This window comes from Streptomyces sp. NPDC051776 (assembly GCF_040681345.1).
Lineage (GTDB): Bacteria > Actinomycetota > Actinomycetes > Streptomycetales > Streptomycetaceae > Streptomyces.
This window is the reverse complement of sequence record NZ_JBFAYQ010000087.1, coordinates 1-11142: the sequence shown is the minus strand read 5'-3', so window position 1 is coordinate 11142 and position 11142 is coordinate 1. Positions and strand designations below refer to the sequence as shown.

Below are 11142 nucleotides of genomic sequence, written 5' to 3'. Positions count from 1 at the left end.
AGTTGCACCTGCGTCATGCATGACGATCTACAGGAACCCGCCCCGCTGCGGGAGCGGATCCCGCAGATTGATCACAACTGGATACGCCCCCTAGGGGCTGGACGATGCCGTGCACCAGCGGACCCGGCACGGCATGCTCGCCGTACTCCACGAAACCCAGCGGTCGGACTTCGGATGCCTGAAGAAGCTGCTCGAGCTCACCGATGGCAATCTCGGACGACATCTCGAGGTGCTGAGAGGCGGCTTTCCAAACCCGCGGGCTGTGCCCTCGCCGTCGACAAGCCGGTTTGAACATTCGACGACTGGCCGAAATGAGATCACGACGGTTTGGCGACTCATGGGGGCGCGTGCCACTCTGTTGGCGATCAGGAACGCGCTGGTTTCTGATTTCAACGACCATGGGAACGGAAGGGCTGATAGGCGGACACCGTTCATGCAGTGGCCTCCATGACCCTCTCCGTGACAGTGAATCCAGGTGGCCGGCGCCATCATTAGGGCCGGTAGGTCCGCCGTGTGGCGCGTCTTGTGTGCTCAAGCCTCGATGACGTGCGCCTTGAGTCACCGACATCGCACCTGGCTCATTTCCCGACCGAACTCATCATGCATGGTGCGAGATTCATTGGTGCCGCCAGTGTCCACACGCCTGTGTGCGACACCCGTACCGGCAAACGAACTAAAGACAAGGAAAACGATGAAAGCCTACGTCACGGCCGTACTGGCCGCCGCTGCCGTGCTGAGCGGAATATCCGGGCCTGCTGCCTCAGCCGATTCGCCCGAGGGCGGGGCCCCGGCCGCGCAGAGCACCACCACAGGGGTGCAACTGGACAACCTCATCTGGACACCGGTGCCGACCATGAGCGGGACGACGATCTGGATGCTGCGCGTCCAGGACGATCCGGCCGTCGAGCCAGGCGGGGTCTACTTCCTGTGGAACCCCGACTCTGCCTCCCGAGCCGGCAACTTCTCGGTAGGAGACGACGTCCAGGTGAGCACCGTAGGCAACTGGAGGGGCGCCATCTTCTCCCCTGACCCGGACGCGCAACGCATCGAGGTCCGCTACGGCGACGTCGGCAAGCCCGAAGAAGCTGAAGTGGTGGCCGGCGTGACCAGGTGCCCCGAGCATCTGACCTGCTGATTCCGCCTTCCTCAGCGAGCCCTCTCTCGTCCTCGCCTTCGAGGTGGAAGTGCCGGCTCGACTGAGTCGACGTGGCTCGGTCCCCTGCCGTTGGGGGTGAGGTGATCTCACTCGACCCGACGGCGGGGACTCACTTCGGCACCATCAATTCACAGAATCGGGACCTACTCGCATGAATAAGAAGACCGTTCTCGCCCTGCCGGTGGTCACCCTGGCCGCGGCCGTTGCAACGGCCCCCCACTCCTCAGCGAATTCAGCCGCGTCACGGACGGAGAAGCCCACCATCGTCCTGGTGCACGGCGCATTCGCCGACGGTTCCAGCTGGGACAAGGTGACGAAGGAACTCCAAGCCTCCGGATACCCGGTCGTCGCCCCGGCCAACCCGCTGCGCGGCTTGTCGAGCGACTCCGCCTATGTTGCGAGTGTCCTCAAGAATATTCAGGGCCCGATCGTCCTGGTGGGCCACTCCTATGGAGGCGAGGTCATTACCAACGCTGCGGCATCGAATTCACAGGTCAAGGCGCTCGTCTATGCTGCCGCGATAGCCCCGGAGAAGGGCGAAAGCGCCAATAAGATCCTCAGCGGTTTCCCCGGGAGCCAGCTGCCCGACGCGCTGAACCCGGTCACCTATCCTCTGGGAAACGGCGGTGAATCCACCGACCTCTATGTGGATCCTGACAAGTTCAGGTCCGTCTTCGCTGCAGACATCCCGGCCCGCGATGCGTCCGCCATGGCCGCGGCACAGCGCCCGGTCGACGCCTCCAGCCTGGAAGCCGACAGCGAGAACGCAGCATGGCGGTCCATCCCCTCCTGGTACTTGGTCGCCAAGAACGACCGGACCATTCCGCCCGCGGCGCAGCGCTACATGGCCGACCGGGCCCACGCCCACACCACCGAAGTGAGCTCTTCGCACGCGGTTGCCGTCTCTCACCCGCACGAGGTGGCCGGCGTCATCCAGGACGCTGCCAGGAGTACCACCCAGAGGTGACGTGAGATCGCAGCAGCCTCGCAAGCACGCACCCTCGTCCGAGCACAGCGGAATGTCCATGTTCGACAACGGTGTTGCGCACCCGGGAGCCGACCTCATCCGGTGGAACGCGAACCGGAGCAACGGCGAGACGGCGAATGGCTCCTGCATTACCCATCGGACCCGGGCAACTCCCTCGTTCTGTACGGCAGTGTGAACCCAATTCCGCGGTGTGGGGAGGCGAATGCCGACCGGAACCGACCTGCACTGAAGCCGGCCGAAGCAACCCGAACGCCGAAAGACAAGGGCCGCCCCTGCAACCATGACAGGGGCGGCCCGGTTCAGGACCGAATACGCTGCGCTCCGGCGCGCATATCCGACCGTACGGTCAGGGCCTTGCGGCGGCACCCACCCGGCGGAGTGTCACAGAACGAGACGCACGCCCGGAAAGATGAGATCCGGATCGTCGCCGATGACCCCGCGATTCAGCCGGAAGACATGCATCCAGCCGACACCGTGGACGGACGCGATCCCGCTGAGGGTCTCGCCCGGCTTCACCACATGGCCCCTTCCCCAATTCCGCCGGTTACCCCCGCGGTCGCCATGCTCACCGGACGGGGACAGCCGCGGCCGGCCCCTGGAGGACGTCCCGGAAGTGGATCCCGTCCCGTCCGGGGCCGACGCGGCGGCGTCCAGGGCCGTCGACCGCAGTCCCAGGGACGCCGAACACGCAGGCCAGGCGCCCCATCCCTGCGAGGCGAGCGTGCGCTGCGCCACGCTGATCTGCTGCGCCCTGCTCGCTTGCGACGCCCGTGAGGCGAACGCTCCACCGCCGTACGCGCGCCAGGTGGTGTCCGAGAACTGCAACCCGCCCGAGTAGCCGTTACCGGTGTCGGCACGCCAGTTGCCGCCGCTCTCACAGACGGCCAACCGGTCCCAGACAGTTCCGTCCTCGGCCTGGGCGGGCCATGCGGCCCCGGCGCTCAGCGCGCCGATCGTAGCCAGTACGATCACTGCCGTTCGACGACGAAGCCCACTGTTCCGGAATTCGCCGCGCGCCTTCGGTCCCTTTGATGCTCGGGTTGATGCTCGGGATAATTCCATCTCTGCTCGCTCCTGCCGATCGATGTGCAGATGGCCGGCACCCGTCCGGGCAATCGGGGCCGAATTCCGTGTTCCTGCACGGGAATCCGGAAGCTGATCCGGAATTCCCACGAAGACGAACAGGAACACGAACACGAGACAAGCACGATCACGACCGGCATCCACAGAGCGCGCAGGAGCGACCGCAGCCGGGCCGACTGCTTCATGGACGCCGGGTCGTTCGACGATCCGGCAGCATGGGAGACACCCGTTGCGGGTACGGGGCGCACACCCCCGGGAGCGGACTCCCGCGAGGCCGCGAAGTGTCGGTCGTATGTTCCGACGGGCCCGCGCCGCGCACCCGTCCGCGGGACCCGCCGGGCGTATGAGGAGGATTCGCATGCGCCGCGCACGATCCCTGCGCTCCGGCGCACGGCCGATGCATCGAGGGCCGCCACCCCCGGCGAAAGCAGCGGTCCGCGTGAGCGCCGCCGCCTGCCCGAGTACGACCGTCCGGCCCGAGCGCCGCCGCTGCGCGCGCGAGCGTCGCCGTCCAGCGCGGGTACGGCCGTCCCGCACGCTCCGGGACAACCTCCTCTGCGCTTTCGGCGTCTGCCTGCGTGACATTGCTCCGGCGCGCCCGGAGCGAAGAAGGCGACGACACGGAAAGGATGCACCCAAGCGCCGCAGGGGCCCCCGGGTGCCACGGCCGCCGTCCCGCCCCGGAGGAAAGAACCCGAGCTGTGATCACCACCCTGGCGGTCGAGAACTACCGGTCCTTGCGCAGACTGATCGTCCCCCTCGGCCGGCTCACCGTGGTGACCGGCGCGAACGGCACCGGCAAGTCCAGCCTCTACCGCGCCCTTCGCCTTCTCGCCGACTCCGCGCGCGGCGGCGCCGTCGCCGCGCTGGCCCGTGAAGGCGGTCTGCCCTCGACGCTGTGGGCGGGACCCGAGAGGATCGGTCGCGCCGTACGCGAAGGCCGCTACCCCGTGCAGGGCACCGTACGCTCCGGGCCCGTGAGTCTGCGCCTGGGCTTCTCCGGCGACGAGTTCGGGTACGCGGTCGACTTCGGCCACCCCAGGCCCGTCGCGGGGGAGGAGGGGAAGCCCTCACTGTTCAACCTCGACCCGGAGATCAAACGCGAGGCCACCTGGGTCGGCCCGGTCCTGCGCCCGGCCGCCCTGCTCTCCGACCGCTCGGGCCCCACCGTCCGGACTCGCACGGCCGAGGGCGGATGGCACCGCAGTACGGGCGACCTGCGGCCGTACGACTCGATGCTCAGCGAATTCGCCGACCCCCAACTGGCCCCCGACCTGCTCAACATGCGCGAGCGCATCCGTTCCTGGCGGTTCTACGACCATGTGCGCACCGACGCCGAAGCCCCGGCACGGCTGCCCCGCATCGGCACCCGTACGCCCGTCCTGTCGGCCGACGGCTCGGATCTTCCGGCCGCGCTGCAGACGATCCGCGAGACGGGCGACAGTGCGGCGCTGGACGAGGCCGTCGAGGCAGGCTTCCCCGGCAGCCGGATCGTCATCGCTCCGGGCGACGGCCGTTTCGAACTGGAACTGCACCAGCACGGACTGCTCCGGCCGCTGGGCGCCGCCGAACTCTCCGACGGAACCCTGCGCTACCTGCTGTGGGTCGCCGCGCTGCTCACACCGCGCCCGCCCGCCCTGATGGTGCTCAACGAGCCGGAGACCAGTCTGCACCCAGACCTTCTCGGCCCGTTGGCCGATCTGATCCTCACCGCGAGCCGGGACACCCAGACGGTCGTGGTCACGCATGCCCGGCCGCTGGCCGACGCCCTGGCGGCCGGTGCCCGTCGGCATCGGGTGGATCTGCAGAGCGTCGAGCTGATCAAGGAGTTCGGCCAGACGGAGGTCGCGGGGCGCGAGAGCCCGCTCGACGAACCGCTCTGGTACTGGCCCAAGCGGTAGGCGGCGGCGCTGGCGGGGCAGGGCAGCGGCTCCGTCGGTGTACGGTCAAGAGGTGCCCAGGCAGGGCACCGTGGGGGACGATGGAGGACGAGGCCAGGGGGTCGCGGTCGCCGACCACCGTCACTGGGGGTTGTGTTGCTGTATCTGCTGACCGGCATGGGAGCCGGAGCCGGGCTGTTGACCGTGCTGCTCACCCGCCGGCGACGCCGGCCCACGGAGAACGTCGACGGTCTCTTCATAGAGCGGGCCGCGGCCGAACGGACCCGCCTCCTCCGCGAGACCTGCGGCACCGGGGCACCGGAACCCCTTGGCTGACGGCGCCCGGTTTGCACCGTCGGCCCGGCAGCGGCCCCGCGGAGACCGGGTTGCGTCGATGGTGGTGGATGGTGGGAGGCGCGTCCGTGTCTCGGATTCGGGCCTTCCGCTCGGGTTCAGGCGCTTTCCGCGCGGCGCGCCTGGAGGCGGCGGGCGCGACGATGCAGGAGGGCGTGGGAGCCGGCGCGGACGAGCGGACGCCGTTGCCCGGAGCGGAGGGCGGACGTCGGCTCAGCGGCGGGCGAGGGCGACCCGGAGGAAGTCCTGATCCGCTTCCAGAGCGACACATAGACGCGGGTGTGCAAGTAGGTCACGCGAGCGGCGGGGACCGCGATCACCCAGGCCAGGCTCAGGGTTGTGCTCAGAAAGGCGAAGGCGGCGGTGAGCCGGGCCGGGGCGGGGGAGGAGGCCGAGTGCTCCGCTGCCAACCACCCCAGCGACAGCGCGGTCGACGCGAGGAGCGCCGGCATGGCAATCAGCCATACCCCCGCGGCCATGACGGCTCCGGCCCGCTGGAGGACGGGGCGAGGGGACAGCTCCCAGCCCTGCCGCGCGAACGCGACGTACTCCACGGTGCCGATCAATAAGATTGCGGGCGCCAGAGCCACGACTGCCGCGGCGAACTCCTCGGTCATCTGCATGATGCAAGCTTCTCCCGAGGGCGGAGCGCCGCGCCATCGACTGCGCCCGTCGACCTGCTCGCCCCGGGAAGCCGCGCGGTTCAGCTCGGCGACCGGCCCTCCGCTGTGACCGTCGGGCGCGTTCGGAGGCCAACAGCCGCTCGGGTTCAGGGGGTTGTCAGGCGTCCTTCTTCGGCTGGATCAGGTCCCAGAGGTTCCCGTACGGATCCTGGAAGACGGCCACCGTCCCGTACGGCTCGTGCCGGGGCTCCTCCTTGAAGACGACCCCGGCCTTCCGCATCCGCTCGGCGTCGCGCTCGAAGTCGTCGGTGTGCAGGAACCAGCCGACGCGGCCGCCGGTCTGGTCGCCGATCCGGGCCCGCTCTGCGTCGCCCGCGGCCTCCGCCAGGAGGATGCCCGTTTCCCGCGCCCCCTGCGGTGCGACGACGACCCACCGTTTGCCGTCGCCGAGTGGCGTGTCCTCCAGAAGCCGGAAGCCGACCGCGTCCACGTAGAACGCCATGGCTTCGTCGTAGTCCGGCACGACCATGGTCACCAGTCCGAGATGCGGCATCCGGCGAGCCTCCCACATCGGGGGGCGTACGAATCGCGAACGGTGTGCAGTTGGCCGTGTTGTCCCGCATCAGTGGCGTGGAGTGACTGCCTCGTCGGCGGGGCGGAGGAGGGGAGCGGGAGGCGTGGGGAGGCCGGGCGTCCGGGGGAAAGGGGTGGTCGGCGGCCGGGAACGGCACCATGATTCCTCGACGTTCGGCATGTGATCCTGGACCGGCTGCAGCCGGCGGCCCGCCGTTCGGGCGCACCATCACGCTGCCGGCCTCGTCCGGCGAAGACTGCGATGAGCGTGTGGCCTGTGACGGACCGCCAATTCACCGGGAGGTCCTGACATGACCAGTAAGTTCACCGAGCTGGCGATCGACTGTGCCGATCCTTGGGTTCTCGCCCGGTTCTGGTGCGCGGTCCTTGACTACGAGGTGCAAGACGAAGACGAAGGAATCGTCACGATTGGCTCTCCTGTGGTGCCTGAAGGAAAGGGCCGCCTTGGCCCGGTGCCGCCGACGTTGACATTCGCGCGCGTGCCCGAGGGCAAGACCTTCAAGAACAGGCTCCACCTCGACGTCAATCCGACCGACCGGGAGCAGGACGAAGAGGTCCGTCGCCTGCTCGACCTCGGGGCCCGACACGCCGACGTCGGCCAGACCGGCGATGAGAGCTGGGTCTGTCTTGCCGACCCCGAAGGGAACGAGTTCTGCGTCCTCGCGGGCCACCACCCTTGATCGAAAGACGGCACCCCGTACCGGAGACCGCACACCGCACCGGACCTGCGCACGGGCGCATCGACACGCCGGCGCGCCCGCAGAGGTCCGCCGCCCGGGCCGCCGGATCCCCGCGATGCGCACTTGACGGCTCCCGGCCGGCCGGGAGCCCCAATGGGCAAGATCGTCACCGGCGCTGCATCTCCGTACGGTCGCTCGGGAGGAGGACGTGCGATGTCCCTCGAGGGCTGTGTCGTCAAGAAGTAGGCGCTGCGCGGCAACGGGCCGACACCCCGCAAACCTCGCAATTCAGGCACGACGTATTCGCCCCCTCGCCCGCGTCGCGGCCATGGCTCATGATGGGGCGCCATGTCGTCGAGCGTTCCGCCTGCCCGATGGCGTACCTGCCTGCAACGACCGCACCATCGATCCGGGGGCTCCCGTGTCACGCACCACTCGCGCACGCTGGGCGCGCCGCCTCGTCGTCATGGCCGCTGCCGCACTCTCGGCGACCCTCGCCGTGGCCGCGCCCGCCTCCGCCCACGTGGAGGTGTCCGCGGACAGGCCTCAGGCGCTGGCGGAGAACGTGTCCCTGACCTTCGTCGCCGAGGCCGAGTCCACTTCTGCCGGCATCAGCGAGATCGAGGTTTTTCTGCCCTCCGGCATCGCCCCGGAGGACGTCGGCTTCGGCAAGGGACCCAAGGGGTGGAAGATGACCCGTACGGCACACGGGTACGTCGTCTCCGGTCCCGCCCTCACCCTTGGCCAGGACGTCCGGTACACCGTCACCGTACGGCAGTTGCCCGAGGCGGACTCCGTGTCCTTCAAGACGCTGCAGCGCTACGACGACGGCAGGGTCGACCGGTGGATCGAGCTCGGGAAGCCCGGCGGCGGCCACGGCCACAGCCATGATCACGGCGAGGGGAACTCCGTTGCGCCCAGCCTGAAGCTGAAGCCGGCCGCACCGGGAGCGGAACCACGCTCCCCGGACTCCGGCACGCCGACCAGCGCCGCGCCGCCCCGCGACGACGGCTCGGGCCCCGCCTCGCTCCCCGGCGAGGACAAGGGGAAAGGGAACACGGCCGCGCCGACGCTGGAGCAGGACGCACCCTCCGCCCTGTACGTGGTGCTGGCCGGCGTCCTGGTCGTCGCGGCCGGTGGCGTGTGGTGGTGGAATTGCCGACGGGGCGGCGACATCCGCTGACGTGGCGGGCCCCTCGGCGCCGAGCCTCGCAGCGCTTCAGGTGCGCTTCAGGTGCGGTCGTGCACGGTGGCTGCGCACGGTCGTACGGAGCGTGTCCGACGGCCGGCCGAGTACATGATGTCGACGCATGGGGACGGATGTGCAAGCGCTGATCGAGCAGGCCAGGAGTTTCAGCAGCCGCGGCGGGGATCTCAGTCATCTGGCGGGCGGGCAGTCCCCGGAGGTGCTGTTCGTCTGCTGTTCCGATTCCCGTGTCGTCCCGGCGCTGATGACCGGCGCCCGGCCGGGCGAGTTGTTCGAGCTGCGTACGGCAGGTGGGGTGGTGCCGCCCTACCGCGACGACTGGCCGTGGGGGGAGGCCGCGGTCACCATCGAGTACGCGGTCGAGGTGCTCGGCGTCTGCGAGGTCGTCGTGTGCGTGCACTCGGAGTGCGGCGCCGTGTCCGGCCCGCCCGCCGGAGAGCGCGTGGAATCCTCCCCGGCGCCACAGGACGGGCCGGTCATCGAGCCGGGTCTCCCCGCGCCGCCGGGCGGCCCGGGAGAACCGGAGCCGCAGATGTCTCTCGCGGAGCGCGAGCACATGCTCATCCAGCTCGAGAGCCTGCGGTCGTACCCGTGCGTCCAGGCTCGGCTGGCCGACGGGCGGCTGCGTGTGCACGGCTGGTTCTACGAGGTGCACACGGGCTTCGTCAGCACTCGCTGGTGCGGCGGCGGGGTCGACTGGGACGGCGGGGAGTTCGTCCGGTGGTGAGCTGTCGCCCCTGTCGCGCGCTTCCGTACCGGCGCTGTACTTGAGTGGGAAAGGCACCGGACGACGCCGCGGGCGCGAGCGGCAGTCGCCTCGGCCTGGATCCGTTCGGTGACGTCGATCCATTCACCGAGGGGTCCTGCCGGTCTCGGCCTCGGCCTTGGCGAGCTCGCGTCCGCGCTCAGACTCGTCGACTCACCATGTGATGCTGACGAACTGGTACGTGTCCTCTGTGCTTTTCGGCTCAGGAGTGCTGCATTCCTCGTTCGTAGACCTCCTGGAGAGCGGTGTGCGAGGAGGCCAACAACGCTGATTCCGTGCCATTCAAGGGCAACGTGAGGCACTGTTCGGCTCCAGCGGCCCCCACCACGCAGGGCAGGGACAAGACCGCCCCTGGCGGAAGGCCATACCCCGGCGCGGCCGGACAGGAAACGGGCAGGATGCGCTTCTCGTCCCGTACCACCGACCGCACGATCGAGGCGATCGCCGTGGCTGTCCCAAAGTTCGTGTAGCCCTTTCTCCGGTGGATCTCCGCTCCGCGGGAATGCGTGAACAACTCCAGCTCCCGTTTGACCTCCTCCCAGCTGCCGGTGCCCGGGCCGGTGGGGAAGTCTTCGACGTGGATACCGCCGGCCAGCGCCGAGGACCAGACCGCGAAGGCGCTCTGCCCGTGTTCACCGATGATGTAGGCGTGCACGTTCGCGTGATCCACGCCGATTCGGCGTGCCAACGCGTACCGCAGGCGCGCTGTGTCGTTCACCGTTCCACTGCCGAGAACCAGCCCCGGCGGGCGACGTGTGTGCTCCACCGCGACGCGGGTCAGCAGATCGACCGGGTTGCTGACGATGAGGACGACGGCATCGGGCACCACTACGTCAAGGGCCGCCATGGTGTCCGCGATGAGTGAAGCGTTCACATCGAAGAGTTCGAGCCTGTTCTGGCCCGTCTCAACCGTCGGCCCCACCGCCACCACGACGACGCCCACTCCGGACAGGTCCCCCAGGTCGTCGGTCTCCTCGACTTCCTGCTCCTGGAGGTGCGGCACTGCGTCCCCGATATCCCAAGCCTCCCCCTGTGCGCGAGCGAGCCGGCGATCGTAGAGCACGACGCGCCGGGCCACTTCCCGCAGGACCAGCGCATTGGCAATCGCCGAGCCCAGGTGCCCGGCGCCCAGCACGGCTACGCCTGGGCCCAGCGCAGCACTCATAGCCCCGCCTTTCCTGGAAGAAACAGCACTAACCATCTCCAATGTCACTGTACGGGCACCCCGACCACCACGCTTCGCGGTGCCATGAAGCGTCTGCACCACAGACCGCCGACACGGGACATGCAACCCGGACGGTGATGCGCTCGTACGACTTCTGCCACCGCCGCCGCCCCTACGTGGCAGCCAGGGCGCTGTTCCTGGCGGCCGCGGCCGTATCGCTCCTTCCGCGGAGAACGCAGCCCGCGGGGACGGGCTCCGATCGGAACACCTCGGCTTGACGCTCCAAGTCGGCACGCTCCGTCCGTCCCCTCAACGGCCCATCGACGTCAATGGCTTCGCGGATGCTCCGGTGCCACGGCCGTAAGGTGACCTCACGCCGGGGCCCGATCCGTCGGAAGTCGGCGGCATTTCAGTCGTCGGCGACGGCCGCGGGGTTCACAAGGGGCTTCACATTGGTTTCACCTGGTACCGGTACCTCGCCGCCCCGAAAGCGCTTCGTTCTGGTCGCCATGGGGTTCGCCGCGGGCATGGTTCCAGCCGATGCGACGATAGTCGCGGTGACTCTCGATCCGATGGCGCGGGGCCTGCATTTGACCACTGCCGCCATGAGCAGAGTGGTCCTGGTCTACGTCCTGGCGCTGTCATC

11 protein-coding genes are annotated in these 11142 nt (G+C 69.0%); 7 read left to right on the top strand and 4 right to left on the bottom strand.

Annotated features, from left to right (window positions below; translation table 11 throughout):
- Positions 1 to 691: 691 nt before the first annotated feature.
- Both AB0M26_RS30375 and AB0M26_RS30370 read left to right on the top strand, forming a co-directional pair.
- On the top strand, positions 692 to 1135 hold the full coding sequence (locus tag AB0M26_RS30375; RefSeq protein WP_365266034.1) for a hypothetical protein: 444 nt from the start codon (positions 692 to 694) through the stop codon (positions 1133 to 1135).
- A 172-nt stretch (positions 1136 to 1307) separates the two neighbouring features.
- Complete coding sequence (locus AB0M26_RS30370; protein ID WP_365266032.1) at positions 1308 to 2123, top strand: alpha/beta hydrolase; 816 nt, start codon at positions 1308 to 1310, stop codon at positions 2121 to 2123.
- A gap of 402 nt (positions 2124 to 2525) precedes the next feature.
- On the opposite strand, the gene AB0M26_RS30365 is transcribed toward AB0M26_RS30370, so the two are convergent.
- Entirely contained in the window at positions 2526 to 3116 is a 591-nt protein-coding gene (locus AB0M26_RS30365; protein WP_365266030.1) for a transglycosylase family protein, read from the bottom strand.
- Between the two features lie 812 nt (positions 3117 to 3928).
- On the opposite strand from AB0M26_RS30365, the gene AB0M26_RS30360 reads away from it, so the two are divergent.
- Entirely contained in the window at positions 3929 to 5128 is a 1200-nt protein-coding gene (locus AB0M26_RS30360) for an AAA family ATPase (RefSeq protein WP_365266028.1), read from the top strand.
- 132 nt (positions 5129 to 5260) lie between these two features.
- Complete coding sequence (locus tag AB0M26_RS30355; RefSeq protein WP_365266026.1) at positions 5261 to 5443, top strand: hypothetical protein; 183 nt, start codon at positions 5261 to 5263, stop codon at positions 5441 to 5443.
- Between the two features lie 116 nt (positions 5444 to 5559).
- On the opposite strand, the gene AB0M26_RS30350 is transcribed toward AB0M26_RS30355, so the two are convergent.
- Together AB0M26_RS30350 and AB0M26_RS30345 are read right to left on the bottom strand one after the other, a co-directional pair.
- Positions 5560 to 6084, bottom strand: coding sequence for a hypothetical protein (locus AB0M26_RS30350; RefSeq protein WP_365266024.1), 525 nt, complete (start codon positions 6082 to 6084; stop codon positions 5560 to 5562).
- Between the two features lie 157 nt (positions 6085 to 6241).
- Positions 6242 to 6637, bottom strand: coding sequence for a VOC family protein (locus tag AB0M26_RS30345; RefSeq protein ID WP_365266022.1), 396 nt, complete (start codon positions 6635 to 6637; stop codon positions 6242 to 6244).
- A gap of 331 nt (positions 6638 to 6968) precedes the next feature.
- Between AB0M26_RS30345 and AB0M26_RS30340 the strand changes: the two genes are divergently transcribed.
- The 3 genes from AB0M26_RS30340 (at position 6969) to AB0M26_RS30330 (ending at position 9292) form a co-directional block, all read left to right on the top strand.
- Complete coding sequence (locus AB0M26_RS30340) at positions 6969 to 7358, top strand: VOC family protein (RefSeq protein ID WP_365266020.1); 390 nt, start codon at positions 6969 to 6971, stop codon at positions 7356 to 7358.
- 421 nt (positions 7359 to 7779) lie between these two features.
- Entirely contained in the window at positions 7780 to 8541 is a 762-nt protein-coding gene (locus AB0M26_RS30335) for a DUF1775 domain-containing protein (RefSeq protein ID WP_365266018.1), read from the top strand.
- Positions 8542 to 8680: 139 nt separating this feature from the next.
- On the top strand, positions 8681 to 9292 hold the full coding sequence (locus AB0M26_RS30330; RefSeq protein WP_365266036.1) for a carbonic anhydrase: 612 nt from the start codon (positions 8681 to 8683) through the stop codon (positions 9290 to 9292).
- 241 nt (positions 9293 to 9533) lie between these two features.
- On the opposite strand, the gene AB0M26_RS30325 is transcribed toward AB0M26_RS30330, so the two are convergent.
- Complete coding sequence (locus AB0M26_RS30325) at positions 9534 to 10466, bottom strand: hypothetical protein (RefSeq protein WP_365266016.1); 933 nt, start codon at positions 10464 to 10466, stop codon at positions 9534 to 9536.
- Positions 10467 to 11142 lie beyond the last annotated feature (676 nt).

Excerpts from the sequence above, each read along its gene's own strand:
- AB0M26_RS30375 (WP_365266034.1), top strand. The coding sequence starts at position 692 with ATGAAAGCCTACGTCACGGCCGTACTGGCCGCCGCTGCCGTGCTGAGC.
- AB0M26_RS30370 (WP_365266032.1), top strand. The coding sequence starts at position 1,308 with ATGAATAAGAAGACCGTTCTCGCCCTGCCGGTGGTCACCCTGGCCGCG.
- AB0M26_RS30350 (WP_365266024.1), bottom strand. The coding sequence starts at position 6,084 with ATGCAGATGACCGAGGAGTTCGCCGCGGCAGTCGTGGCTCTGGCGCCC.
- AB0M26_RS30345 (WP_365266022.1), bottom strand. The coding sequence starts at position 6,637 with ATGCCGCATCTCGGACTGGTGACCATGGTCGTGCCGGACTACGACGAA.
- AB0M26_RS30340 (WP_365266020.1), top strand. The coding sequence starts at position 6,969 with ATGACCAGTAAGTTCACCGAGCTGGCGATCGACTGTGCCGATCCTTGG.